Source organism: Streptomyces sp. SAI-127 (assembly GCF_029894425.1).
In the GTDB taxonomy this organism is placed as follows: Bacteria; Actinomycetota; Actinomycetes; order Streptomycetales; family Streptomycetaceae; genus Streptomyces.
Map to the genome: position 1 here is coordinate 1,243,617 of NZ_JARXYJ010000001.1, position 25,932 is coordinate 1,269,548.

General features: G+C 71.4%; 22 protein-coding genes and 1 pseudogene. 8 read left to right on the top strand and 15 right to left on the bottom strand.

Annotated elements, in window-relative coordinates; genetic code table 11:
* Nucleotides 1-102: 102 nt before the first annotated feature.
* The 5 genes from prcB to M2157_RS05965 all read right to left on the bottom strand — a co-directional run bounded on the left by prcB (nucleotide 103) and on the right by M2157_RS05965 (nucleotide 6,176).
* Nucleotides 103-957 carry a proteasome subunit beta gene (gene prcB / locus M2157_RS05945; protein ID WP_280864652.1) on the bottom strand — a complete coding sequence of 285 codons (855 nt, stop codon included), beginning with the start codon at nucleotides 955-957 and terminating at the stop codon, nucleotides 103-105.
* 96 nt (nucleotides 958-1,053) lie between these two features.
* Nucleotides 1,054-2,535 (bottom strand): hypothetical protein, encoded by a 1,482-nt coding sequence (locus M2157_RS05950; RefSeq protein WP_280864653.1) that lies wholly within the window; start codon nucleotides 2,533-2,535, stop codon nucleotides 1,054-1,056.
* 134 nt (nucleotides 2,536-2,669) lie between these two features.
* Nucleotides 2,670-5,024, bottom strand: a complete 2,355-nt coding sequence (locus tag M2157_RS05955; RefSeq protein WP_280864654.1) for a glycosyl hydrolase family 65 protein — start codon at nucleotides 5,022-5,024, stop codon at nucleotides 2,670-2,672.
* Nucleotides 5,021-5,758, bottom strand: coding sequence for a beta-phosphoglucomutase family hydrolase (locus M2157_RS05960; RefSeq protein ID WP_280864655.1), 738 nt, complete (start codon nucleotides 5,756-5,758; stop codon nucleotides 5,021-5,023). The genes M2157_RS05955 and M2157_RS05960 overlap by 4 nt, the downstream gene beginning before the upstream one ends.
* Before the next feature lie 43 nt (nucleotides 5,759-5,801).
* On the bottom strand, nucleotides 5,802-6,176 hold the full coding sequence (locus M2157_RS05965; protein ID WP_280863706.1) for a nuclear transport factor 2 family protein: 375 nt from the start codon (nucleotides 6,174-6,176) through the stop codon (nucleotides 5,802-5,804).
* 161 nt (nucleotides 6,177-6,337) lie between these two features.
* Here M2157_RS05965 and M2157_RS05970 point away from each other — a divergent pair, with 161 nt between their 5' ends.
* Nucleotides 6,338-7,000, top strand: a complete 663-nt coding sequence (locus M2157_RS05970; protein ID WP_280864656.1) for a nucleoside/nucleotide kinase family protein — start codon at nucleotides 6,338-6,340, stop codon at nucleotides 6,998-7,000.
* Between the two features lie 37 nt (nucleotides 7,001-7,037).
* On the opposite strand, the pseudogene M2157_RS05975 reads toward M2157_RS05970, so the two are convergent.
* The 6 genes and pseudogenes from M2157_RS05975 to M2157_RS06000 all read right to left on the bottom strand — a co-directional run.
* A pseudogene (locus M2157_RS05975) lies at nucleotides 7,038-7,490 on the bottom strand (hypothetical protein); the annotation flags it as partial.
* 48 nt (nucleotides 7,491-7,538) lie between these two features.
* A complete protein-coding gene (locus tag M2157_RS05980; RefSeq protein ID WP_280864657.1) occupies nucleotides 7,539-9,257 on the bottom strand; it encodes a hypothetical protein in 1,719 nt (572 codons plus the stop codon).
* 2 nt (nucleotides 9,258-9,259) lie between these two features.
* A complete protein-coding gene (locus M2157_RS05985) occupies nucleotides 9,260-10,162 on the bottom strand; it encodes a carbohydrate ABC transporter permease (protein WP_062039938.1) in 903 nt (300 codons plus the stop codon).
* Complete coding sequence (locus M2157_RS05990) at nucleotides 10,159-11,070, bottom strand: sugar ABC transporter permease (protein ID WP_280860749.1); 912 nt, start codon at nucleotides 11,068-11,070, stop codon at nucleotides 10,159-10,161. The genes M2157_RS05985 and M2157_RS05990 overlap by 4 nt, the downstream gene beginning before the upstream one ends.
* Before the next feature lie 122 nt (nucleotides 11,071-11,192).
* A complete protein-coding gene (locus M2157_RS05995; RefSeq protein WP_280864658.1) occupies nucleotides 11,193-12,515 on the bottom strand; it encodes an extracellular solute-binding protein in 1,323 nt (440 codons plus the stop codon).
* Nucleotides 12,516-12,791: 276 nt separating this feature from the next.
* Entirely contained in the window at nucleotides 12,792-13,922 is a 1,131-nt protein-coding gene (locus M2157_RS06000) for an ROK family protein (protein ID WP_280860751.1), read from the bottom strand.
* Between the two features lie 319 nt (nucleotides 13,923-14,241).
* Here M2157_RS06000 and M2157_RS06005 point away from each other — a divergent pair, with 319 nt between their 5' ends.
* The 3 genes from M2157_RS06005 (at nucleotide 14,242) to M2157_RS06015 (ending at nucleotide 19,016) form a co-directional block, all read left to right on the top strand.
* Entirely contained in the window at nucleotides 14,242-15,141 is a 900-nt protein-coding gene (locus M2157_RS06005) for a BadF/BadG/BcrA/BcrD ATPase family protein (RefSeq protein WP_280860752.1), read from the top strand.
* A 169-nt stretch (nucleotides 15,142-15,310) separates the two neighbouring features.
* Nucleotides 15,311-17,242, top strand: a complete 1,932-nt coding sequence (locus M2157_RS06010; RefSeq protein ID WP_280863707.1) for a phosphatase PAP2 family protein — start codon at nucleotides 15,311-15,313, stop codon at nucleotides 17,240-17,242.
* A gap of 94 nt (nucleotides 17,243-17,336) precedes the next feature.
* The gene (locus M2157_RS06015) at nucleotides 17,337-19,016 is read left to right on the top strand and encodes a phospholipid carrier-dependent glycosyltransferase (protein WP_280868171.1); all 1,680 of its coding nucleotides are present in this window, start codon (nucleotides 17,337-17,339) and stop codon (nucleotides 19,014-19,016) included.
* A 29-nt stretch (nucleotides 19,017-19,045) separates the two neighbouring features.
* Here M2157_RS06015 and M2157_RS06020 read toward each other — a convergent pair whose 3' ends face one another.
* Both M2157_RS06020 and M2157_RS06025 read right to left on the bottom strand, forming a co-directional pair.
* Entirely contained in the window at nucleotides 19,046-19,447 is a 402-nt protein-coding gene (locus M2157_RS06020) for a DUF3662 domain-containing protein (protein ID WP_280864659.1), read from the bottom strand.
* A 40-nt stretch (nucleotides 19,448-19,487) separates the two neighbouring features.
* On the bottom strand, nucleotides 19,488-19,628 hold the full coding sequence (locus M2157_RS06025) for a hypothetical protein (RefSeq protein WP_266512229.1): 141 nt from the start codon (nucleotides 19,626-19,628) through the stop codon (nucleotides 19,488-19,490).
* Between the two features lie 168 nt (nucleotides 19,629-19,796).
* On the opposite strand from M2157_RS06025, the gene M2157_RS06030 reads away from it, so the two are divergent.
* From M2157_RS06030 to M2157_RS06045, 4 genes are all read left to right on the top strand, one after another.
* Nucleotides 19,797-20,720: a MurR/RpiR family transcriptional regulator gene (locus M2157_RS06030; RefSeq protein ID WP_280860753.1), complete on the top strand. Its 924-nt coding sequence runs from the start codon at nucleotides 19,797-19,799 to the stop codon at nucleotides 20,718-20,720.
* A gap of 355 nt (nucleotides 20,721-21,075) precedes the next feature.
* Complete coding sequence (locus M2157_RS06035) at nucleotides 21,076-21,462, top strand: hypothetical protein (RefSeq protein ID WP_069759758.1); 387 nt, start codon at nucleotides 21,076-21,078, stop codon at nucleotides 21,460-21,462.
* A gap of 48 nt (nucleotides 21,463-21,510) precedes the next feature.
* Complete coding sequence (locus M2157_RS06040; RefSeq protein WP_280860754.1) at nucleotides 21,511-22,077, top strand: antibiotic biosynthesis monooxygenase; 567 nt, start codon at nucleotides 21,511-21,513, stop codon at nucleotides 22,075-22,077.
* 203 nt (nucleotides 22,078-22,280) lie between these two features.
* Nucleotides 22,281-24,635, top strand: a complete 2,355-nt coding sequence (locus M2157_RS06045) for a SpoIIE family protein phosphatase (protein WP_280863709.1) — start codon at nucleotides 22,281-22,283, stop codon at nucleotides 24,633-24,635.
* 34 nt (nucleotides 24,636-24,669) lie between these two features.
* Here M2157_RS06045 and M2157_RS06050 read toward each other — a convergent pair whose 3' ends face one another.
* Together M2157_RS06050 and M2157_RS06055 are read right to left on the bottom strand one after the other, a co-directional pair.
* A complete protein-coding gene (locus M2157_RS06050; protein WP_280860755.1) occupies nucleotides 24,670-25,161 on the bottom strand; it encodes a flavin reductase family protein in 492 nt (163 codons plus the stop codon).
* A gap of 9 nt (nucleotides 25,162-25,170) precedes the next feature.
* Nucleotides 25,171-25,839 carry a peptidoglycan-binding domain-containing protein gene (locus tag M2157_RS06055; protein ID WP_280860756.1) on the bottom strand — a complete coding sequence of 223 codons (669 nt, stop codon included), beginning with the start codon at nucleotides 25,837-25,839 and terminating at the stop codon, nucleotides 25,171-25,173.
* Nucleotides 25,840-25,932 lie beyond the last annotated feature (93 nt).

Sequence of the window (25,932 nt, forward strand, 5' to 3'; positions counted from 1 at the left end):
GTACGGCCGCGGTCAGCAGCCTTGTGCCATCCTCCGGTACCTGCAAGTCATGTGCAGTAAAGCCCGTGACAGGTCTTCCCCACGACTGGGGAAAGTGCCCTGTCAGGGCGTTGCGTTCGGCCCGTCCGGCCGGTTGCGGCGCTGCTCGACCATCTCGCGGCTGAGGGCCTCGGTCTCCGGCTCGGACAGTCGCTCGAAGCCGTCCTCGGTGATGACGGAGACGATGGGGAAGATCCGCCGGTTGATGTCGGGGCCGCCGGTCGCGGAGTCGTCGTCGGCCGCGTCCCACAGCGCCTGGAGCGCGGCGAGGGCTGCCTCGCGGCGGTCGAGTCCCTTGCGGAACAGTTTCTTCAGGGCGCCTCTGGCGTACGGCGATCCGGAGCCCTCGGCGTGGAAGCCGGTCTTCTCGTAGAGTCCGCCGGCGATGTCGTAGCTGAAGATGCGGCCGCGTTCGCCCTCGGGCGCGGAGGGGTCGTAGCCGGCGAGGAGGGGGACCACGGCGAGGCCCTGCATGGCCTGGCCGAGGTTCTGCCGGATCATGCCGGCCAACCGCCGTGCCTTGCCGTCGAGGGTCATGGCGACACCCTCGATCTTCTCGAAGTGCGTCAGTTCGACCTGGTACAGCTTGACCATGTCGAGGGCGAGTCCGACGGTGCCGGCGAAGGCGACCGCCGTGTGGTCGTCGGCGGGGTGCACCTTCTCCAGGTCGCGCTGGGCGATGAGGTTGCCCATGGTGGCCCTGCGGTCGCCGGCGATGAGGACGCCGTCGCGGTAGGAGATGGCCAGCACGGTGGTGCCGTGCGGCACTTGGTCCGGTGCGGCCCGAACACCGTCGGGCAGGACGCGGCGGGTGCTGAGCAGTTCGGGGCGGTGGGCCGCCAGGAACTCGGTGAAGGACGAGGCACCCGGGGTGAAGAACTCCTCCCCCAACCGTCCGCCGTTCTCGTTCCACGTCATGGCATTCCCCCTCGCCTCGGGCCGACACCCGGAGTCCTACCAGAGGCACGGGGACCGGAAACGCCGGTTGCGGGTCAGGGCGGCGAGGGCGAGATGTCACCCGTCCCTGTCGGTGGTCGGCGCGCGGTGGATGTCCATTCCGGCGGCGGGCAGGGTCTGCCAGTCGCGGGCGTAGGCGGGGGGCGGGCCGTCCGGCCGGGTGAGCGCGGCGACGGGGATACGGCGGGACGTGCGGAGGATCTCGGCCACGCTGCTGTTGGCGTTGTGGCCGCGGGGCGCCGCCGAGGAGCACCCGGTGTAGTACGCGACGGGAATCGACAGGTGGCCGGTGAGGAGGCAGGGCGGGCGGACACCGAGGCGGTGCAGTTCGGCCGCGGTGCGGGCCCAGTCGCGGTGATCGTCCGTCGTACGGCGCACCGTGCGCTCCAGGACGGCGTACTGCACCGCCAGATGGGCCAGCAACCCAGCCGCGAGCAGCGTCGCCACGACCGGGCGCCGGCGGCCGGCCGGGGTGGTCGCGAGGTGGAACAGCGCGTCGGCGACCGGGATCGCGAGCAGGGCGTAGGCGGGCAGCAGGAAGCGGGGTGCCGCGTATCCGATCATGAAGAGGTACGGCACCGCGGCCGTAGTCGCGCACGTCAACGGGACGAGGGTGCGTCCGGTACGCCGGGCCCGGACCGCGACCACGAGGCCTACGGCGGCCAGCAGCGGCAGGACGAACCACCAGACCATGACGACGGGGTCCGGCAGCGGCCCGGTGCACGGACGGCACAGAGTCCGGCCGCTCAGGCTGCGCAGTTGGTCGTCGACGGCGAAGTGACCGCCGAGCCCGCCCTGGATGCGGGAAGCCTCGTGCAGTCGCTCGGCCAGGCCTCCGTAGCTGACGTACGCCTCGATCACCCACTGCGCACCACCCGCCACCAGTCCGGCCACGAGGGCGAGGGCGGACCGCGGACGGCGGCCGACGGCTGCGGCGACGAGCAGCGGGAGGGCGACCCACACGGCGTCGGTGGGCCGCATCCACGCCATGAGCGCGACACCCGCCACGACACCCCACAGTGCCCTCGGGCCGTGACGGGCCCGCAGGAAGCAGCCGACCGCGCCCAGCGCGCCGACGGCGACCCAGTAGTTGGGCATGGCCTGGGGGCCGTAGAACAGAGTGACCCACAGGGAGGCGAACAGGGCGCCGCCGACGGCGAGGACACGGACCGGGAAGAGGCCGCGCCAGGTGCGCAGGGCCAGGTGGAGACCGATGCCGGACAGCACGGCGAGATAGACGCGCAGGAGTTCGGTCGAGGTCGACCAGCTCGCGATCGGTGCCACCAGCAGCGAGACGCCACGGGCGCGCGGGGCGCTGAAGAAGGCGGCCGGGGCCTGCACGCCGACCTGGCTGACGTAGACGGTCTCGTCCCAGCCGAGGCCCATGCCGGGGCGGACGAGGACGAGTTGGGCCAGGGTGAAGGCGGCGGCCACCGCGGCGATCGGCCGGCCGCCCCCGGCCCGCCGGGACGCCCCCGAGGTGACGGACGGCGCACGTCCTCGCGCGCCGACGAGCAGGGCGCGGTCGCCGTGGGCCATCGTCCACCCCTCACCCCCGTATGTCGCGGGGACCCGATCCATTCCGGAAAAACATGGACAAAGTAACCCACGGAGGAAAGGGGTGCAGGGTGGAGTTCGGCCAAGCGGTACCTGTCCGGATCCCGCCGTCGGGGTCAGCGGGCGTGTGGGCTGCGATGCGTCGGCTGGCTCGGGGCGGGGCGGTCCTGCGGTGGTGGGACGGGGCGGACGACCGGGCCGTCGCCGTTGACGGTCAGGGCGGCGCCGTGGTGGCGGATCGTCAGGGGAGCGCCCGACATCAGGGTGTACGTCGCCTTGTCCGGGCCGATCTCCACCCGCAGACAGCGCCCGAGGAGCTGGAGATTGAAGGCGAGGCGGCTGAACCGCTCGGGCAGCCGGGGCGCGAAGCGGAGGGAGTCGCCGTCACGTCGCAGACCGCCGAATCCGGCGACGAGGGCCGTCCAGGTGCCGGCGAGGGAGGCGATGTGGAGTCCGTCGCGGGTGTTGTTCTCCAGGTCGGCGAGATCCATCAGCGCCGCCTCGGCCGTGTAGGCGTACGCGAGGGACAGGTGTCCGGCGCGGGCGGCGACGACCGCCTGGACGCAGGCCGACAGGGAGGAGTCCCGTACGGTCAGGGGCTCGTAGTAGGCGAAGTTGCGGGCGATCTGCTCCTCGTCGTGGAACTGCTCGAACCAGCCGCTGCACAGGTACATCGCCAGCACCAGGTCCGCCTGCTTGACGACCTGTTTGCGGTAGATGTCGAAGTAGGGGAAGTGCAGCATCAGTGGGTACTGGTCGGCGCGGGTGCCGTCGAAGTCCCACTGCTGGTACCGGGTGAAGCCCGCGTGCTGCTCGTGCACGCCCAGTTCGTCGTTGTAGGGGATGTGCACGGCCTCGGCCGCGTCCCGCCAGGCTGCGCTCTCCTCGTCGTCCACGCCGAGTGCGGCGGCCTGTTCCGGATGGCGGGCGCAGGCGTCGGCGGCCGCGAGGAGGTTCGCGCGGGCCATGAGGTTGGTGTACGTGTTGTCGTCGGCGATCGCGCTGTACTCGTCGGGGCCCGTGACGCCGTCGATGTGGAAGACGCCGTGGTGGTCGTGGTGACCGAGCGAGCGCCACAGCCGCGCCGTCTCCACGAGGAGTTCGACGCCGGTGTCGCGTTCGAAGTCCGTGTCCCCGGTGGCCTCGGTGTAGCGCACCACGGCGTCCGCGACGGCGGCGTTGACGTGGAAGGCGGCGGTACCCGCGGGCCAGTAGGCCGATCCCTCCGAGCCCTCGATGGTCCGCCAGGGGAACGCGGCGCCGTTCAGGCCGAGTTGGGCGGCGCGTTCGCGGGCGGCGGGCAGGGTGTGCTGCCGCCAGCGCAGGGCCTCGGAGACGGCGCCGGGCTCGGTGTAAGTGAGCAGGGGCAGGACGAAGGTCTCGGTGTCCCAGAAGGCATGGCCGTCGTAGCCGGACCCGGTCAGTCCCTTGGCGGGAATGGCCCGTTGCTCCGCGCGGGCGCCTGCCTGGAGCACATGGAAGAGGGCGAAGCGGACGGCCTGCTGGATCTCCTCGTCGCCGTCGACCTCGACGTCGGCGCGGGCCCAGAAGTCGTCGAGGTAGCCGCGCTGTTCGTCCAGGAGTCCGTCCCAGCCGCTGTGCGCCGCGGCCGCCAGGGCCGCGTCGACCTGGTCGCTCATCGCGGGCCTGGAGCGGGCCCCGGACCAGCCGTGGGCGACGAGCTTCTCCAGCCGCAGCCGCTGTCCCGGCTCCAGGACGGAGGTGACGGTCAGCCGGGCCAGGTCCACCGTCTCCTCGCTGCTCGTGGTGGTGCGTTCGGGTCCTTCGACGACGTGGTCGGCGGCCACGGCGACCCGCAGTCCGCTGTGCCGGGTGCGGTGCACCAGCCGCAGACGGGTGCCGTCGGCGAAGCCCTCCTCGTGTTCCAGCGGCGACTTCAGGGCCTTGGCGGCGCGCGGGTCGCCGTTCGCCCCGGGCAGGCTCTCGTTGGTGACCAGTTCGGACTGGATCACCACGCGGGTGCGGCTGTCGACGGGCTCCACCTCGTAGGCCACGGCGGCGATCGCCCGCTGGGTGAGCGAGACGAGCCGGGTCGAGCGCACCCGTATCCGCGATCCCGCCGGTGAGATCCACTCGCAGGACCGCTCGAGGACGCCCCGGCGCAGGTCGAGGGTGCGTTCGTGGGCGACGAGACGGCCGTAGCGCAGGTCGAAGGGCTCGTCGTCGACGAGGAGCCGCACGATCTTGCCGTTGGTGACGTCGATGACGGTCTGGCCGGACTCCGGATAGCCGTAGCCGGCCTCGGCGTAGGGCAGCGGGTGCAGTTCGTGGACGCCGTTGAGGTAGGAGCCGGGCAGGCCGTGCGGTTCGCCCTCGTCGAGGTTGCCGCGCCAGCCGACATGGCCGTTGGACAGGGCGAACACGGACTCGCTCTGGGCCAGGACATCGAGGTTGAGGGAGGTCTCGCGGACGTCCCAGGGCTCGACGGTGTAGGAGCGGTGGGTGATCACGCGTGGCCTCCCAGTTCGGCGAGGCCCTTCACGACGACGTCGGCGCCGTGTTCGTAGAGGGCGTCGGTCTGTCCGACGCGGTCGAGGCCGACGACGTATCCGAAGCCGCCCGCGCGGCCCGCGTCCATGCCGGCGAGGGCGTCCTCGAAGACGGCGGACCGGGGTGCGTCCAGGCCCAGGTCGTGGGCGGCGGCGAGGAAGGTGTCGGGGCGCGGCTTGCCGGGCAGGTGCCGTTCGGCCGCGACCACGCCGTCGATGCGTACGTCGAAGAGGTCCTCGGCGTCGATCGCGCGCAGCACGTCACGGCAGTTGGCGCTGGAGGAGACGATCGCGGTGCGCAGTCCCTGTGCGCGGGCCGCCCGGATGTAGGTCAGGGTGTCGTCGTAGGCCTCGACTCCGTCGGTGCGGATCTTCTCCAGGACGAGGGTGTTCTTGCGGTTGCCGAGGCCGTGGACCGTCTCCGCGCCGGGCGGATCGTCCGGATTCCCGTCCGGCAGTTCGATGCCGCGGGAGGCGAGGAAGGTGCGCACGCCGTCTGCCCGCGGCAGACCGTCGACGTACTCGTCGTAGTCGTGGTCGTCGAAAGGCCGGAAGCCCCCGCCCTCGCGTTCGCGCAGGAACGCGTCGAACATCTCCTTCCAGGCAGCCGCGTGCACGACGGCCGTCCTGGTGACGACCCCGTCGAGGTCGAACAGGCAGGCCTTGATCTCTACTGGCAGACCGAGCTCCGTCATACAGAACCCGGTTCCCTGCGAGGCGCCGTGCCAACAGACGGATTCAGTCGTGGGGGAAGGAGTGGTGCTCGTGGGCCACGAGCCAGCGGCCGCGCTCCTTGCGCAGTCCGAAGGTGAGTCGGAGCCGGAAGCCGGGGTGTTCGGCGAGTTCCTCCGGGGTGGCGCAGCGCACCAGGGCGTGCGCGTAGGCGACGTCGGAGCCGGCGGTGATGTCGAGGGACTCGATGTCGAAGCAGGCACCCTGGGCCTGCCACGCGAAGAAGGGCGGCCAGGCCGCACGGTAGGCGGCGAGGCCCCGGATGCCGTGATGGGGCGGCGGCACGTCGAACATCACGAGGTCCTGGGCGTGGTCGGCGATCACGCCGGCGAGGTCGCCGCGGTGGACGGCCGCGGCCCACCCGGTGATGAGGGCGCGGATCTGCGCCTCGTCGCCGGAGGAGTCGGAGACGTGGGCGGCGTGGGCGGTGTAGGAGGCGTCGAAGTCGTCGAAGTCCTGGGGCACGGCTGGGGCTCCTTTCTCCCCTTCCGCCCTCCAGGGTGCCTGGCCAACCTGTGGTCGACGAATGACACACTCGGCGTGTGCCGCTGACCTTCGACGACCTCCTGGCCCGCGCCCGTTCCCTCGCCGGACCCGAGGGGCGGGCCGTCCTCGGTATCGCCGGGCCCCCCGGCTCGGGAAAGACGACCCTCGCCGAGCGTCTGGTGCGGGCGCTGAACGGCTCCGGCGAGCGCTGGGTGGCGCACGTCCCCATGGACGGCTTCCACCTCGCCGACGTGGAGCTGGACCGGCTCGGTCTGCGTGACCGCAAGGGCGCGCCCGAGACCTTCGACGCGGGCGGGTACGCGGCCCTGCTGCGGCGGTTGCGTGAGGAAGCGGGCGGCGACGTGGTGTACGCGCCGGGTTTCGAACGGGTGCTGGAGCAGCCGATCGCCGGGGCGATCCCGGTGCCGCCGACGGCCCGTCTGATCGTGACCGAGGGGAACTACCTGCTCCTCGGCACCGGCGCCTGGACGCGGGTCCGGCTCGCTCTGGACGAGGTGTGGTTCTGCGCGCTCGACGAGGTCGAACGGGTGAGCCGGCTGGTGGCCCGGCACGAGGAGTTCGGCAAGACCCACGAGGAGGCGTTGGCGTGGGTGCGGCGCTCGGACCAGCGCAACGCGGAGCTGGTGGCGGCGACACGGGACCGGGCCGACCTGGTGGTGCCGGTGGCGACGCTGCCGCGCCTCGACACACAGGTGTAAGCCTTTCAGCAGGCGGACAGCGTCAGTTCCGGCTCTCGGCGCGCTGTCCGTCCTCGATCAGGCCCTCCGCCGCGTCGAGGAGGTTCACCGCCTGGAGCAGCGCCCACACCGTGCTCGGCCAGTCACCGATGGGGTGCGCGCCCGGCGCCAGGGTGTAACGGGCGTACGGCAGACCGGAGTTGCGCACCCTCTGGTTCGGGTAGCCCGGGTTGTCGTCGGTGTACACCCGCTCGCGCAGGTGGAAGGCGAGGCTGCGGCCGACCGCCTCCGGCAGCCTGGGGTCCTTGCTCCGCTGCCAGGCGAAGGCGAGCAGGGAGGTGATGCCGAGCGAGGTGTCGCCGATGTCGTCTACGCAGTCGGGGTGTTCGAGGTTGCTCTCGGGCGTCAGCCGGGCGAGGGCCTGCTCGACGACGTCGGCGAGGACGGTGTCGTACACCTCCGGGGTGTCCGGGAGGTCGTGCAGCGGGCCGCGCTGGTGAAGCAGGTGCACGAGAGGGTCAGTCCTTCTTGGCGGAGTCCATGGAGTGGTTCGTCGGGGTCACACGGCAGGTGCGGATCGGCGGACGCGCAGTGCGACAGTCAGGGTTTGCGGGCCGCTTCCCCCGAGGTAGACGCGGTTCCCGGTCGTCGCGTCGGTGCCGCCCACCACGGTGTAGTCCTGACCCGGGTCGTAGCGCAGTACGTCGCTCCGGTCAGGCCCGGCGAGTGGTTCGCCCGCCTCGACGCCGGCCTCGACCCGGATCTCGTCGTCACCGACCCGGTAGGTCATCGGCCCGGTCGTCAGGCACCAGCGTCCGTCGCCGATCGCTACGGCGCCGTCCGTCACGCCGCCCGGCCGGAAGGTCAGTTCGAGGGCCCAGGGCACCCGTGGTCCGCTGATGTCGATCCGCAGGTCGGCACCGTCCTCCCGCAGGTCCACCTCGGCGCGGGTCGTGTGCGAGACCTCGTCCCGAGGCCGGTCGGGGAAGGCCATCGCGGCCGAGAAGCGGCCCTCGTCCGTCATCCGGTAGACGCCGCCGTCCTGTCGCCGATCCGGCGGGAGCGGCTGGTAGTAGGCGGCCGTGAGGGTTTCGGTGAGCCGGTAGCGGTTGTCGGCGAGCTGTTCCATGTCGGCCGCGCGGAAAGGGCCCAGGTCGAAGAAGCCCCGCGAGAGACGGACCGCGTCGAGGACGGCGTCGCCCGCGAACAGCCGCAGAAAGGTGGGATTGCAGGCGAGGCCCGAACGGATACGCCGGTGCTCGGGCACGTCGGAGCCGCCGTACACCACCGTGTGCGCGGTGGCCGAGGCACGTGCGGCGAGACGCGCGGTGCTGAGGTACCGGTCGCGCGGAAGGGGCTCCGCGGTCGGGGCCGGCAGGGTGCGGCACAGGTCCGGGGTGAGGAGGGTCTCGGCGAGCAGGTCGGGGTCGTCGACACCGCCGGCGGCCGCCCGCTGCGCCACCCGGGCGAAGTCGCCCCGGCCGGTGCGGATCGCGAGCAGCCGGTAGTGCGGCAGGTAGGGGCCCAGCGGGAACGGGTGGTTCTGGTCCTGCCGTCGCGAGTGGACGGTCTCCACCGTGCCGTCCGGCCTGATCAGGTCCAGGGTCGCGGCGAGATTGCGCTCGACGGCGTACAGCAGGTCGGCCCGGCCGAGCACTTCGGCCAGCAGCAGCAGCGACGGGTTGGACACGTGGGCCGCGTAGTTGGCGCTCCGTTCCGAGTACAGGCCCTCCGCGTCGATGTCGACGCCCTCGGCGAGCCACTCCTCGACGCGGTCGAGCAGCCGGTCGTCGGGGAACGACCGGTGCAGCCGGGCCAGCGCCGCGCACAGTTCCCAGCGGTGGTTCGGGGTGTGCACTCCGCCGGTCAGGAGACTGCCGGAGGCGGCGCCTGCGATCTCGGCGAGCGCGGCCGTGACGTCCTTCAGTTCCGGCCCCCCGCCGGCCGCGAGGACGTGCGCGTCGCACACGTCGTTGACGGTGAACGCGGAGTCGGGCGGTGACTGCACGTTGTCGCCGCCGGCGAAGAGGCCGGTGGGTGTCTGTACGGCCCGCAGGGCCCGCAGGTGGGTCATCGCGGCGGCGACGGCCCCCTTGCTGCCGTGCAGTGCCGAGTCCGGGGAACGGTAGGCCGCGACCAGGGTCTTCACCCGCCGCGCCAGACCACGGTGCGGCACACCGGCGGGATCCTCGTCGGGGACGGCCGCCAGCGGGACGGCCGACCGGTCGGCGGCGCGGGCCGCCGCGCGGACGAATTCGTGGTCGAGCGGGGTGGGCAAGGTCAGTCCTTCAGTCCGGCGTTGATGTCGGCGCTCATGACGTAGCGCTGGAAGACCAGGAAGATGGCGATCAGCGGGATCATGGAGATGACCGACGCGCCGAGCAGTACCGACCAGTTGATGTTCTGGGCGCCGACGATGCTCTGGATGCCGATCTGCACGGTGAACTTGTTGGGGTCGTTGAGCATCAGGAGCGGCCAGATGTAGTCGTTCCAGCGCCACTGGAAGGACAGGATGGCGAGGGTCAGCATGATGGGCCGGGAGAGCGGCACCATGATCCGCAGGAAGATCGACAGTTCGCGGGCGCCGTCGATGCGTGCGGCTTCGACCAGTTCGTCCGGAACCGTCAGGAAGAACTGGCGGAACATGAAGCATCCGGTCGCCGTGAGCACGGCCGGGAGGATGATGCCGGCGAACGAGTTGTAGAGGCCGAGGTTGCGGACCACCAGGAACTCCGGGGCGAGCATGACCTCGGACGGCAGCATCGTGGTGGCCAGGATGCAGATGAAGAACGCCTTGAGCCATCTGTTGTCGTACTTGGCCAGCGCGTACCCCGTGCAGCAGCTGACACCCACCGTGAGGATCGTCGTGATCACGCACACGATGGCCGTGTTGATGAAGTACTGGGAGAAGTTGGCGCTGTCCCACGCTGCCTTGAATCCCGACAGGGTGGGGTTGTGCGGGACCAGCGTCAGCGGATAGGAGAACAGGTCGCTGGCCGGCTTGAGGGAGCTGAGGACGAACCACAGCACCGGAAACCCGTACAGGCACGCCATGATCCACAGCAGTGTCGTCGCGGACACCGCCTGCCGGAGCCCGCCGGTGGCCGTCTTGCGGGGCCGCTTCCTGGAGACTCGCCGTCCGGAGTCGACGTCGGCCGAGCGCGGGATGTCTGTGGTTGTCATCGGTTCTCCACCCGCCGGTTGACCATCAGCTGGACGACCGCGACGGCCATCAGGATGAGCATGAGCACGAATGACGCGGCGCTCGCGTAGCCGATCTGGCCCCGTTTGAAGCCGGTCTCGTAGATGTACTGGACGAGCAGGTTGTTCGACGTGCCGGGTCCGCCGTTGTTGAGGGCGACGAACACCGGGTACTCCTTCATCGCGTTGATCGTGTTGAGCAGGATGACGATGAACGAGGTGGGCGCGATGCTCGGCAGGGTGATGCTGAAGAACTGGCGCCAGGGGCCGGCGCCGTCGAGCGAGGCGGCCTCGTAGTACGACACCGGTACGTTCTTGATCGCCGCGATGAACAGCAGCATCGTGAAACCCGTCCAGGCCCAGGCCGCCGCCATCACCACCACGAGCAACGAGAGGTCCGCGTTCGACTGCCACGGAACGGCGTCTCCACCGAACTTCTCGATGACGTAGTTGACCAGTCCGAAGTTCTCGCCGAACATCCACCGCCACAGGACACCCACGACAATGGGCGACAGCAGCCACGGGATGAAGAAGAGGACGCGGGCGACCGACCCGCCCTTGGCGTGCTTGCTCACCACCAGGTTGGCGGCGAGCAGCGAGACCACGAAGTTCAGCGGGACGAAGAGGACGGTGTACAGCAGGGTCCGGGTCAGCGCGTCGTAGAACGTGGAGTCCCCGAACAGGTTGTGGTAGTTGTCCAGCCCGACCCACTGGAACACCCCCACGCCCGTGTAGTTCGTGAAGGAGTAGACGAGCCCGATCACCGCCGGCCAGACGAAGAACAGCGAGAAGAGCACGACATTGGCCGCGATCAGGACGAGCGGCGCAAGCGTGTACCTGTTGCGTCTCCTGGGCGGGCTCACGGACACGTCCGAGGCGCGTTTTGTCATCTTCCTGACTCCGTGCTGGTGGAATGGGTTGCTGTGGACTCAGCCATGAGCCCGGCGTCACGCGGGGCCTGAGGCCGGGCGGCGGTGTCTTGGTCCCGCCGCCCGGGCCTGCTGGCCTACGCTCAGCCGCCGACCTGCTGGTTGTAGCCGTCCACGATGTTCTGCAGGGCCTTGTCGGCCGACTGCTGGCCGTTGATCGCCTTGCCGAGCTCCGTCTTGGTCGGGTCCTCGGTGAGGCTCTTGCCCTTCAGCACCCAGTTCGTCTGCGCGCTGTTGAAGTAGCCGGAGATCGGGGCGTAGAGCGGGATCGACTCGTTGTAGAGCTTGAACGCCGCCTGCGCCGCCTCGGACTTGAAGGGGTACTTCGGGCTCAGACCGCTCTCGACCGGCAGGAATCCGGACGCCTCGCACAGCGCCTGGTAGTGGGCCGGCTCGTACAGCCAGGACAGGAACTTCGTCGCGGCGGTGGCCGCGTCGCCGTTGTTGTTGAAGCCCACCGTCATGCCGCCGCTGTTGACGTCGCTGGCCTGCACCGGCTGGGCGGGAGTCGGGACGCTCGCCCACTCGAACTTCTTGATGCTGTCCGCGAAGGCGGGCACCTGCCACACGCCGGACCAGTAGGCGACCACGTCACCGCTCTGGAACATGGCGGACGGGTCGGCGCCGCTCGTCCACACCGACTTCGGCATGGTCTTGTCGTCGTTCCATCCGACGAAGGTGTTCACGGCCTTCTTGGTCGCCGCGTCCACCGAGAACTTGCCGGAGGAGTCCGCGTGGACGTACTGCCCGCCCATCTCGTACACCATGGCGCGGAGCCGGGACGGCGACTGGTCGAAGGTCAGGGAGTACTTGGCGCCGGTCTTCTCGCGGACCTTGTTCGCCGCGGCGATGAAGTCGGTCCAGGTCCAGGTCTTCGACGGCGAGGCCGGGAAGGAGACGCCCGCCTTCTCGAACAGCGACTTGTTGATGAACAGGCCGGACGCGGTGACGTCCGAGGGGATGGACAGCACCTTGCCGGACGAGTCCTTGGCGAGGAAGTTGGGGTTGATGTTGTTGCTCTTCTTGTTGGCGATGGAGCTCAGGTCGACCAGCTTGCTCGACCAGATCGGGTCCAGCGCCGGCACGGCCGCCACGTCGGGCAGGGAGTTCGCCTGCGCGGCGTTGTGCAGCTTCGTCGTGTAGCCGTCGTAGGGAATGTTGACGAGCTTGACGTTGACGCCGGTTTCCTTCTTGTACTGCGCCACCATCTTCTTCCAGCCCGCGTCCTGCCCCGGAACCGTGGAGATCCAGAACGTCAGGGACTTGGAGGTGCCGCCCGAGTCGGAACCCCCGCCGCAGGCGGAGAGCAGCATGACACCGGCCGTGGTTACGGCAGCGAGAGGAGCCAGACGGCGCATGCCGCCGCGGCCGAGTCGGCGGGAGCGCCGCACACCTACAGTGGTCATCTTCGATCCCTTTTTCGTCGTAGGGGACGGAGCACGGCGCCGACGGACGCGGCACGGGTGCATTGTGCAGGAGGGTCTGCTTTCCGAGGGCGCGGCCTCGCCCGGCCGCGTCATCCTGAAGAGCGGGGGTCCCCGGCCGTCATGGCCGCTGCCGCACAAGCACGCCCTGGTGCGGTTGCCGTACGTCGAGTACGGGCGGGACGCTCGCTCCAAGCCGGCGTCCCGGCCGACTTAGAAAGCGCTTGTCCGGACATTGGCAGACCGAGTCCGAAACCGTCAATCCTTCGTCCGCGCCGCCTGGGTCACGGTTTGGACTCCTCTGGCGACCGCGAGCCGGGCTGCGCCCACCACGGTGCCGAGATCACCGACCTGGCTGCTGACCACCTCGGTGGGCCAGCTGAGCCGCGCCAGCTCGGCCCGCACACCGGGCAGGAGCTGCGGATACGCTCCGGTGCTGCCGCCCAGGACGAGCAGCCCCGGGTCCAGTACGGCGGTCACGGCGGCGGCCAGCCTGCCCACGTCCACGGCGTGTCTGTCGACGACCGCGCGGGCCGTGGCACTTCCTTGTCCGGCGAGGGCGAAGAGCCGCTCGGCCGTGCGGGGGCACGCCCCGTCGGATGCGGGCCAGGCCTCGGCGGCCCGGCGCAGCAGGGACCGGGACCCGATGTACTCCTCCAGGGCCTCGTGACGGGGCTCCAGGCCGTCGTCCCAGGGGTAGGGCAGCCGGGCGACCTCTCCGGCCGCGCCGTTGGCCCCGGCCAGCACGTGCCCTCCCACGACGATGCCCAGACCGATACCGACGCCGATCCGCAGGTAGCCGAAGGTGTGACGGCCACGGGCCGCGCCCTCGTGCAGTTCCGCGAGCGCGGCGCAGTTGACGTTGTTCTCGAGGTGGACGGGCACTCCTGGCGGCAGCGCGACGGCCACCGCGTCGAAGACGGGGCCGGCCTTGGCGGTCGCCGGGCGCACGGTGCCCTCCTCGGCCCGTGCGGTGACGTCACCGACGGCCACGACGATGGCGCGCAGCGGAGCGTCGGCTGGCAGCGCGGACAGCGCGTCGCGCACCACGTCGGCGGCCTCCTCCCGGGGGCCGGTGGCCTCGGCGAGGAGGGTGCCGTCCAGGGCGCAGGCGCGGACCCGGGTGACGGCGGGGCCGAGGTCGACGGCGAGCACAGCGCCCGCGGCCGGGCCGAGGCGGTACACGGCGGCGCTGCGGCCCGTACCGCCGGAGGAGGTGCCGGAGTGGGCGGCGAGGTGGACGCCCTCCAGTTCGGCGACGGCGGAGGAGACCGTCGGCTTGGACAGCCCCGCGAGGCTCGCCAACTGCGGCCGGGTCGCGGTGCCGGCCTGGGCCAGCACGGCGAATACGGCGTTGGCGCTTTCGGTCAGACGGGGGGTTCTAGCCACGTCGTGTTCCACACTTCCCCCAGGTCACAGGCCACTCCCCCGGGCCGGGCGGCTCGGCGGGAGGCGGCGATGGGTTGCTCCGGCGTCTTGCGTTCCCGCCCGGGACGGGGGGCCCGGGAAGACGGGTGCGTGACGCCTATTGACACGCACTGTACTTCGTTAGTTAACTTCCTAACGAACGTCACGGTACTCGCCTGCCGTGGTCCGTCAGAGGCCCGTCCCGGGGCTTCCCTAGCTCTCCAAAGCCCTCCAACTTCCTTGCCCTCCGGCACGGTTCGCCCACCGTCGCAGCACACAGCGCAACGACGAAAGAGGTTCCGTGCAGGACACCGCACCCCTGGTTGTCGGCATCGACGTGGGCGGCACCAAGACACAGCTCCGCGCGTTCGCGGGCGACACCCTCGTCGCCGATCACGTCCGGTCCAGCAGCGGCTGGCGGCCCCACGACCCGGTGGCCGCCGCCGGGTGGCTGGCCGCACTGGCCGCGGCCGCGCTTCCCACGGGCGCACGCCCGTCCGCCCTCGCCGTCGGCGGGCACGCCTGCGAGACCCCGCGCCAGTGCGCACAGATCCGCACCGCTCTGCAACTGCACTTCGACGCGCCCGCGCTGGTCGTGGGCGACGCCGAACTGCTCGTTCCCGCGGCGGGACTGGACAAGGGGATCGGCCTGGTCGCCGGCACCGGATCCGTGGCCGTGGGCCGGTTCGCCGACGGCACACCGGTCCAGGTCGGCGGCTGGGGCGCGCTCCTCGGCGACGAGGGCGGAGCCGCCGGCCTCGTCCGCGAGGCCGTACGAGCCGTATGGGCGGCGCACGACCGCGGGGAAGAGCCCGAGCCTCTGACGCTCGGCCTGCTGTCCGGGTTCGACGTCCCCGAAGTACCCGCGCTCGGCGCCGCGCTGGAGCACGCCACCGCCGCCTCCGCCGAGTGGGGCCGGCACGCCCCGGCCGTGTTCGCCGCCGCCGAGGCGGGATCCCCGCTCGCCCGCACCGTGATCGCCGAGGCGGGCCGCGCCCTGGCCGGGCTCGTCGAACGGCTCGCCGCCCGCGGAGTGATGGTCGACGACGTCGTGGTCGCGGGCAGTACCGTCCTCGCCCAGCCCTCGCTGTACGACGCCTTCGCGTCGGCGCTGGCCGACGGCGTGCCGTCGGCACGGCCGCGTCCCCTGCGGGCGCCGCCGGTGGACGGCGCGGTGGCGATGGCCCGTTCACTTCTGTGACATCCGCCGGACGCCGAGTCTCCGCCGGTCCGACATGACTCGCCCGTAGATCTTCGCTTCTACGACTTCAGAAAGCGCATTCGTCGCACACGTCGCCTGACGCATCATGAGTCGCATCCGCACCACCGCCCCCGGCCGTACGGCCGCAGAACTCCAGAGAGGCAGATCCATGCCGTCATCCGCCGGGCAGCACTCCCCCGCGTCGCTCACCGAACGCGCCGTGAAGCGAAGGGGATTCCTCAAGACGTCCCTGGGCGCCTCGGCCGGCATCCTGGCCGCCCCCACGTTCGCCTCCTGGCTGGGCGCCGCGGACGCCAAGGCCGCCACCGCCCCCGCCGCGTTCGTGGACGACTACAGGTCCAACGTCATGGCGAACCTGACGCCCGAGACCAACGCGGTGGTGCGGGTCCTCGGCGGGTTCGCCCGCATATGGAAGACCGGCGACACCTGGAACACCGGCACTCCGCTGCGGCCCGAGGTGCTGCGCGCCAACATGCGCTACTGCGCCCGCGTCACCCAGGCCCGCACCGAGGCGCAGGCGAAGGAGGCCTTCCTCTACGACCGTCAGCACCAGAGCTACGCCATGATCGGCGGCCTCGGCCCGCTCGCCGGCCTCTACCGGTCCGGCGCCAAGGCGGTCACCTCGATCACCAGCGCGCCCGACACCACCCCGGCGACCACAATCAGCGACGCGGTGCCGGCCGACGCCCCCGCGGGTTCGGCGCTCGGCGCGGGCTCCTACGACTCCTCGCTCGGCCAGGTGGCCAAGCTGGTCGACACCGTGCGCGGCCCGTACGCCTCGGGCAACCCCGGCAAGTACGCCTTCCAGTACCCGCGCCCGTGGCGCATGAACGAGGACAGCGAGGTCGTCGACACGGGCGCCAAGGACGCGCTCGGCTACCCGGTCTACGATTCCGAGGTGGTCGTCGCCACCCAGCTGCTGCGCCAGCGCAGCACCTCGCCGGTGGACGACGGCGGCTTCCCCAGCGGCCACACCAACGCCTTCCACCTGGCGGGCCTGGCCTTCGCGTACGCCGTACCCGAGCGCTTCCAGGAACTGGTCACCCGCGCCTTCGAGCTGAGCCACACCCGGATCATGTCCGGCATGCACTCGACGGTCGACGTCATGGGCGGTCGCATCATGGCCACCGCACTGGCCGCCGCCACCCTGGCCGACGCCGCGAACGCCGACCTCAAGGCCGCGGCGCGGGCGCAGGCGCTGAAGTACTTCACCGAGCAGACCGGCACCACGGCCGACACGCTCTTCGCCTACGCCCACTCGGACGCCGCCGACGCGTACGCGGACCGGGACGCCAACGCCCGTTCCGTCAGGCCGCGGCTGACCTATGTACTGAACCGGGACGGCGGCAACGAGCCGTTCACCGTGCCCAAGGGCGCGGAGGTGCTGCTGGAGACGCGGCTGCCCTACCTGGACGCGGCGCAGCGGCGTGAGGTGCTGCGGACCACCGGGCTGCCCTCGGGCTATGTCCTGCTGGACGGCTTCGAGCAGTGGGGCCGGCTCAACCTGTTCGCCGCGGCGGACGGATACAGGTCCTTCGAATCCGACGTGACCGTCACGCTGGACGGGGCCTCGGGCGGCTTCCACGCGGCGGACGCCTGGCGCAACGACATCGACGGCTGCGGCGGTCTGACCAAGCGGGGCAGCGGCACGCTCACGCTGACGGGCCACAACCGGTACACCGGCGGAACCGTGCTCAAGGAAGGTGCGCTGGTCGCCGGTTCGGCGCACGCGCTCGGCCACGGCGACGTACGGGTGCAGGGCGGGAAGCTGACGGTGGGCGGCAAGTCGCTGCAGGTCCACGGGACGTACAGCCAGGAGGGCGGCGCGCTGGAGCTGACCCTGCGGTCGGGTCAGGAGCCGGTCCTGGAGGTGACGCGGCGCGCGGTGCTCGGGGCGGGCAGCGTCCTCTCGCTCGAGCTGGACGCCGACAAGCCGCCGACGGCCGGGCGCACCGTCCGTGTCCTGGGCTGCCAGGGACTGCGCGGCCAGTTCGACCGCGTCGAACTGAACTCCGACACCCTGCGGGCCGTACCCGTCTACACGACGGAAGGTCTGTCGGTACGACTCCTGAAGCGGTGACGCCGCGCGGGGCGGGAGCTGATGCGAGAGTGGCCCTCATGAGGTGCCCCCGCATCGCTCCCGCCACCGCCCGGCCGGTCCCACCGCGGGGCGGATGATGGCGAGCGAGCAGCAGACGGTCCTGGACCCGGTCCCCGAGTCCGGGCCCCGCGACGACGAGGTGCGGCAGCCGCGACCGGCCCGGCGGTGGCTGGTGCCGCTCCTCGTCGTCGTGCTGCTCGCCCAGATGGCCGCCGTCATGGTGACGACCGCCGTGCAGCAGACCCCGACGATCGACGAACCCGTCTACGTGGCCACGGCCGCCGAGTACCTCCACGGTCAGGGCATCCGCTACAACCCCGAGCACCCGCCGCTCGGCAAGCTCGTCGTCGCCGTCGGGGTGGCGATCGCCGACCCGCACGTGGACACGGCGTTCGACGGGCCCCAGATCGACCTGGGCCCCCACCTGCTGTACGAGTCGGGCAACGACCCCTGGCGGCTGATGTTCTGGGCCAGGCTCCCGGTGATCGTGCTGACGCTGCTGTTCGGGCTGGTCGTGTTCGCCTTCGCCCGGGAACTCGCCGGAAGGGCTGCGGGCCTCACGGCGCTCGCCCTGTACGCCTTCTCCCCCGACGTCGTCGCCCACGGTTCCCTGGCCACACTCGACGTGCCGACGGCCGGCTTCCTGCTCACCTCGGTGTGGCTGCTGTGGCGGGCCCGCCTACGGCCACGGCTGTACGTGCCGCTCGCCGGTCTGGCGCTCGGCGCGGCCCTGGCGACGAAGATGAGCGCGCTGCCGGCCGCGCCGGTCCTGCTGGCACTGGCCGTCCTCTCGGTGTGGAGCGCGGGTCGCGGTGACGAGACCCGCCGCCGGCTGCTGCGCGTCCTCGCAGGGGCCGCCGTCGTGGCTCTGGCCGCCGTCGCCGTCGTCTGGGCCTCGTATCTGGTGGTCGATCCGCGGCTTCGGGGGGCGTCCCAGGACCAGGTGCCGGTGGTGCACGGGCTGCGGGGGACCCTCGTCGATCTGCTGCCGTTCCCCCAGGCCTACGCGGACGGGATGCGCGTCCAGTTCCGCTTCGAGAACCACCCGTGGGAGGGCTTCCTGTTCGGGCGGGTGTACACCGGGCACCTCTGGTACTACCTGCCGGCGGCGCTCCTGGTGAAGACCCCGCTGGGCCTGCTCGCGCTGTGGGCCGCCGGTGCCGTGGTGCTGCTCGCGGTACGGCGGCTGCGGCCCGCCGCGCCGTATGTGCTCGTGCCCGCAGGAGTGCTGCTCGCCTCGGCCATGACGGGCTCACGCGACTTCGGCACCCGGTACACGCTCTTCCTGCCCATGTTCCTGACGGTGGCCGCCGGATGTGTCGTGGCGGTGCGCCGTCGCCTGACGACGGTCGTGACCGGGGCGCTGGTGCTGTTCGTCGCGGTCAGCTCGCTGCTGACCTTCCCCTTCTATCTGCCGTACTCCAACGAGGCGTTCGGCGGACCGGACCGCACCCATCTGCGGCTGCACGACTCCAACGTCGACTGGGGACAGGACCTCGGCCGGCTCGCCGACCGGCTGCGCGAGCGCTATCCGGACGAACGGGTCTGGCTCGTCTACAAGGGCAGCGGGCTGCCGTCCGCCTACGGCATCGAGGCGTCCGATCCGCGCGAGGTGCCGGTGGACGACGTGCGCGGACTGCTGGTCGTGTCGGACTCCTCGGTCGCCAAGGCGAAGGGCCGGCTGGCCGAGCTGATCGACAGCAGCCGTCCCGTCGACGAGGTCGGTCACTCGATCACGATCTATCGCCGATGATCACCGCACCGAGCGTGAGACCCGTCCGCTCAGCGGATCGCCTGCTGGAATCCCTCGGCGCTCACATGCGGCATCGCCCCGCTCGTCACGCGGTAACGGCCGTTGGGCACATGGTCGGACCTGGAGATGTGCACGGTGAGCGGCCCCGCCCATTCGTATCCCTGCCGCTCGCCGTGCCGGGCCAGGCTGTCCGTGAGCGCCTGGCCCACACTGCTGTCCCGGCGCACCAGTTCGTCGTAGGCGAAGTCCGCGAGCTCCACGTCGTAGGCGTTCGGGACCACCACCCGGCTCTCACTGCACACGACCACGTGGCTGTCGCACTCGCGCCGCAGTGCCTCGAGGAGTTCGACGGGCTCCCGGTCGAGGACCCGTGCCCACAGTGCCTCCCATCCGTGCTCCATGGCCTGTTCCAGCGTGCTCAGCGCACCCATTGCGTCTCACCTGCCGAAAGATCTGGTTTCGCGTGCGGCGTCATTCCTGGGCGAAGTCGTCGGGCTCCACCCGCGCCTCCTCGAACGCCTCGCGCAGGGTGCGGCCGCTGCCGCCGGGCGCCTGGGGTGTGTCCTCGTCGCCGGTCCGCGGCTCGGGCCGGTCCTTCTCGGGGACGGTCATACGGAAGTGCTCCTCGGATGTCGTGGAAGGGTGTGCGCAGGGCGGGTTCCCGTCCGGCGGCCACGTATCCGTCCCTCCTGGTGGTAGCCGGACGCTTTCGTACAAGCGCTGGTCACCGAGGGGTGTGAGCTATCTTGACTCCCCGTGGCAGACAAAGGAGGCGCCTCGGTGTCATCGCCGCAGCAGGCACGCGCACAGGCATCCGCGATCACCTCGGGCAGGACCGCACCGGAAACGGAGGCCGCCCCGGCCTCCCAGCTCAGGACCCTCTTCGACAGGCCCCGGCTCTCCCCGGGCCAGCGGCGCATCGCGCAGTACCTGATCGAGCACATCACCGAAGCGGCGTTCCTCTCCATCACCGATCTCGCCGAGCGCGTCGGCGTGAGCCAGCCCTCGGTGACGCGGTTCGCCGCGGCCGTGGGCTTCAGCGGCTATCCCGCGCTGCGGGAGAAACTCCAGTCGATCGCGCTCAGCACCCTCGCCGGCGGCCCGGTCGCGGACGACGAGTCGCGCGGCAACGAACTCCAGGCCGCGGTCGACGCGGAGATCGAGAACCTGGAGAACCTGCGTCGCGACTTCGCCGACCCCGACCAGATGATCGAGCTCGGCCGCAAGCTGTCCGAGTCGACCCCGCTGACCCTCCTGGGCCTGCGCATCTCGGCGTCCCTGGCCGAGTACTTCGCCTATGCGGCACGCCGTATCCATCCCGACGTACGGCTGGTCACACGCGGCGGGAGCGTCGCCTACGACGCCCTGCTGCAGTCGCGCGAGGCGGGCGGCACCTGGGTACTCGCGTTCTCCATGCCACGGCACGCCCAGGAGACCCTCACCGCTCTGCGGGTCGCCCGCAGCGCCGGCCTGAAGGTCGCCCTCGTCACGGATCTGGCGCTCGGGCACGTGGCCGACGAGGCGGACGTCGTCTTCAGCACCGGCACGGGCTCCCGGCTGGTCTTCGACTCCTACGCGGCACCCGGTGTGATCGCCGCCGCCCTGCTCCAGGCCATGACCGACGCCGACCCCGAGCGCACCCAGGCACGGCTCGAGGAGTACGAACAGATCTCCGACCAGCACCAGTTCTTCCTCAGGGACTGACCCCTCCTCCCCCGGTCATACGGCTTCACAAGGGGACCATCCGTAATAAATCGAGCATGAATGTTTTCATACTCCTTGCCAAGCGGACGGCATATATAAATACTTCTCACGGATCACCCCCGGGACCACTCCGGGACCCGTCCGCACCTCTGTCCCCGTCCCCACCCCCCACACCGCCCGAGAGGGCTCCTGTACGGACATCCCGAGCCGTCGTCACCTACCCGCGTCGGCGCCCGGGATGTTCGATGGGCCTCGCCTGCACGCGGGCCCTTGGCGGCCCCGGTCATCCCCTAGACCGGGGCCGCGCAACCCCTCGGACCACCCGCACGACGCCGTACACCCGGAAGCGATCACCATGCCCCTGACGACCACGCGGACCACCACCCGTCTCGGCCCGGACTGGCCGTGCCAGGTCAAGACGCCCGGCAGCTACGACTGGGAGCGTTCCGCGGCCAAGTGGCTGCGTGAACTGGTGCCGGCGCGGTACGCGAGCTATCCGGCCCTGATGCGGCACACCGTGCTCCTCGCCCGGCACGCGCAGATCCAGGTCCAGCACGAGATCCGGGTCGCCCGCACCGCGCTGCAGACCGCCCGGGCGGACCTGCCGTCACTCGGGCTGCCGGAGTCGGTCATCGAGCACACGATCAAGCTGTACGCCGCCGAGGTCCTGCAGCTCCAGCACATCGCCCGCAGCATCCGCGCGGTCACCCAGGCCCTGGTCGACCACCACCACGGGCGCTGACCCGCCCCGAGGGCATGACCCACGCCGTACGTGGGACCCGTGGTACCCATGAGCACCACCGAAGTACGGCGCGGGGATCCGGTCACCACGGTCCTCACCTGGGAGGTGCGTCCCGGCCGGGAGCAGGAGTTCGAGCGCTGGACGCGCGGGATCACCCGCTGCGCCAGACGGTTCCCGGGCAATGAGGGCGTCTCCTGGCTGCGTCCCGAGGACGGTCACCGCTTCCACGCGGTGCTGCGCTGGTCCGACGCGCACCGGCTCACCGCCTGGCTGGAGTCGGACGAGCGGGCGAGCTGGCACGCGCGGATCGACGACATCGCCATCGAACTCGGCAGCGAACGGCAGTCGACCACCGGGCTCGAGACCTGGTTCAGCCTGCCAGGCACCACGGTGCGGCCCCCGGTCCGCTGGAAGATGGTGCTGACCACGTTCCTCGGCGCCTTCCCGTGCACGCTGCTGATCCAGTGGCTGGTGACGCCCCGCACGGCCGCCTGGCCCCTGCCGCTGCGGGCCGCGGTGTTCCCGGTGGTGCTGCTCCCGGTACTCACGTACCTGGTGATGCCACTGCTGAGCCGGCTGCTGCGAAGGTGGCTGTACCCGCCGCCCGGCCACTGACCCAGCGCGAACCGGGGCGCGCGGCCGGTTCCGTCAACCGGCGGGCTCACCGGTGTGTGGGATGTCTGTTCAAGACCGCGATCGGCAGGTGGCGCATGTGCGATGCTCAACACGTGACGAGCGAGTCCACCGACCCTTCACACGCCGGTACCGCGCCCGACATTGCCGCGCTGGCCAAGGTCGTGGCCAGACAGCGCGCGGAAATGGACCGGTTGCGGGACCAGGTCGCCACCTCGGCGGTGCTGGAGCGGACCAAGGGCGCTCTCATGGCGCTGACCGGGTGCACTCCGGACGCCGCCGGCGAGGAACTGCTCCAGCGCGCCAAGGCCGGCGACCGCACCCTGCTGGAGGAGTGCTGGATCACCCTCGGCGCACTCATGCCGACGCTGCCCGGCGCCGCTCAGGAACCCCGCCCCGGCCACGGCTTTTCCCGCACACCTCTGGCCGCGATTCCCGCGCCGGCCGGTCCGCGGGCCGTTGGGCCGGACACCACCGACCCCACCGGGCGGGACACCTGCGACCTGGACGACGGCTTCACCGCGCTCGGCCGCCTCGGCAAGGCCCTCGTCCATGTCGCCACCCCCCAGGACCTGGCCGGCTGTCTCCTGGAGGAACTCGCGGGGGACGTCGGCGCCGACGCTCTCCTGATCTTCCGGTCGCTGCCGGCCGGGGGGCTGGAAATGATCGGCCATGCCGGCATCGAAGCCACCCTGGCCAACCAGTGGGCCCAGGTTCCCCCGCTGAGCGGCATCCCCGCGCTCGAGGCGCTGCAGGCGCGGGAGCCCCGCTGGCTGGAGGACTTCGCGAGTGACCGGGAGCGGCACCTGCTCATAGGGGACCCGCCCGAGCGCTGGCTGTCCCGGGCCTGGCTGCCGGTGCCCACAAGCGACCGGGCCGAGGTCTGCATCGGGATCCTGCGCGCGCGCAGCGGGCCGTTCTCACCGCAGGACCGCCAGCTGCTACGGGCGGTCGCCCGGCTGTGTGCCGGATGGCTGCGATCCTTCGGCTCCCGGTCGGCGCCCAGTGCCGCCGCTGCGGCCGCCGCCGCCCAGCCGGTGTTCGACTCACTGCCGGGCTCGGCGATGCTGCTCACGCCGCTGCGCGGCCCCTCCGGAGAGGTCGAGGACTACCGCATCGACGCCGCCACGGCGGAGGCGGTCGACGTCGTGGGCCGCACCGGCAGGCAACTGCTCGGCCGACGGATCCTGGAGTGCTTCCCGAGCATGGCGGAGGAGGCGGTGTGGCACGGCTGCCTGCGCACGCTGACCACGGGCGAGCCGTTCGAGGGCGAGCCGTTCGCCTACCAGGAGGTGGTGGACGGCGCCGCCGCACTGTCCACGTACGCGGTGCACTCGGCCCGCCTCGGCGGCGCCCTGGTCGTCACCTGGATCCGGCACGACTCCTCCGACCGGCAGGAACAGCGGCTGGCGGACGTGCAGCGGCTGGGGAACCTGGGCTGGGCCAACTGGAACCTGGTCACCGACGAGGGCAGCTGGTCCTCCCAGGCCTTCCTGGTCCTGAACCGGGATCCGGCGCTCGGACCGGTCCAGCTCGCCGACCTGCCGCAGCTCGCGCTGCCCGAGGACGCCCCCGTACTGGCCCGGGCCGTGCGCGACCTCGTGCGCACGGGGCGGCAGTTCGACATCCCGTTCCGGGTCCGGACCGGGGACGAGGTCCGCCATCTGCGGATGGTCGCCGAGGTGGTGGCGGACACCGACAACAGGCCCGCCGAGGTGCACGGCTTCGTCCAGGACCTCACCGCGCAGCGCTGCGCGGAGCTGGCCCTGGTCGAGAGTGAGCAGGCCATCGTGATGCAGGACGGCGTGCTGCGCGCCGAGCGGTCCCTGGCCGCCCGCCTCCAGCACGCGCTGCTGCCGCTGCCGACCCGGCCGGTCCGCCTCGCCGGGCTGCGGGTCGAAGTGGCCTATCTGCCCGCCCAGTCGGGGATCCACGTCGGCGGTGACTGGTTCAGCGCCATCGAACTGCCCGACGGCGACGCCCTGTTCGTCGTCGGTGACGTCGCCGGGCACGGCATCGACGCCGTGGCCACGATGGCCCAACTGCGCTTCACCGCCAAGGGCATGGTCATCACGGGCTCGTCGCTGACCGGAGCGCTCGCCCGTCTCAACACCCTGCTGCTGCACTCGCGCGACTCCCACGGCACCGCGACCATGGTCCTCGCCCGCTACGACCCCGCCGAGCACTGCCTGGTGTGGGCCCAGGCCGGCCATCCGCCACCGCTGCTGGTGCGCGACGGAGAGGTGCGCTATCTCCAGCGCCCGCCCGGCATGCTGCTGGGTGCGTGCTCCGATCCGAACTTCGAGGAGGCGCGCTGCGTCCTGGAGCCGGGCGACCGCGTCCTCCTTTACACGGACGGCGTGGTCGAGCGCCCGTCGGAGGGCATCGACCGCGGTCTGGACCGGCTCGCCGCGGCGGTCGCGGCACACCACGCGGACGAGCCCGGCTCCCTGGTCCCGCTGCTGACCTCGGTGCTGGAGGGCGAGCGGCGCGACGACGTCTGCGTCGTGGACATCCGGGTGCCGTCCGGGACGGATTGACCACCCGGGACGCACGCGGTGCGTCGGCCCCGGCTCAGTCCGCCGGGTGGCCGGGCGAGATCGAGGCCGCGTCGGAGAGCCGCAGCAGCGGTGCCCCGTCGGTGTCCTCGCGCGCACCCCACTCCTGTGGCTCCAGCACGAACCCGACATGGTCGCCGCCGTCGGTGCACGAGACGACCGTGCCGACGAACCAGGCCGCCGCGTCCTCCAGTACGACGGCCCCGCCGGCCTCCTCCCGCCAGCGGACCCGGGCGAACTTGTCCGTCCGGTCCCCGGTCTCCCCGCCGAACAGCTCGGCGAGGCCACGCTGTTCGCGGGTGAGGAGATGGACGGCGAGGCGGCTCGCGGCGCGGGCCACCCGGTAGGTGCGGTTGGCCTTCGACAGCCACACGGCATACCGCACGGGCTCAATCGAGCACTGGCAGGCGAATCCGACCAGACAGCCCGCACGGTCACCGTCCGCGGCGGCGGTCACGACGCACATGTCGGGGTCGAGCCGGTCGATGAAAGCGTCCATGCCCGCCATCCTCTTCGATCAGCCGCCGCCCGTACGCGACTCGAGGTCACGTCGGGTGTCGTCGCCGTACACCCCGTCCTCGTCGCCGCGGATGCCGTACCAGAGCTGGAAGCGGGCCACGGCGGCGGTCAGGGTCGTGTCGTAGCTGCCGTCGGTGGAGCCGTTGTCGTAGACGTTCGGGATACGCAGCAGGCGTTCCTGCAGGTCGGTGACTTCGGGGCCGTTGTCTCCCTCGCGGAGGGTGCCGGGCCCGTCGGGGTCGGTGGCGCCGGAGGCCGTCGGGGTGGGTGTGGGGGTCGCGGAGGCGGTCGCGGTGGGCCGCGGGGCCGCCGCCGCGGTGCTCTCTCCGCGGTCGGCCAGCAGGAGGGCACCGCCGAAGCCGATCACCGCGGCGGCGATCACGGCCGCCACGATCGCCGTGCGGCGCAGTCCGGGCACCCGCCCGCGGGGGATGTCACGGGAGCGGCGGGTGCGGTCGTGGTCCCTGACGGGCGGTAGTTCCTGGGTCGCGTCCTCGGCGCCCGACGGCGGACCGGGCAGCACGATGGACTCGTATCCGACAGCCCCTCTGGGCGGCAGGTCCTTGAGCAGCTCCGCAAGCGCGTCGGTGCGGCGCGGGCGCAGCACCCGGATGGGTTCGATGGGCTGCCCGTCCGGCGGCGCCCCTCGGTCGGACGGTGTCGGCATCCTGGTCTCCTTCCGTCCCGTGCACACGGGTCTGGGCCGTCCCCCAGAGAGTGATACGGCGCCACGGGGCCGGGAGTTCAGCGCTTGCGCACT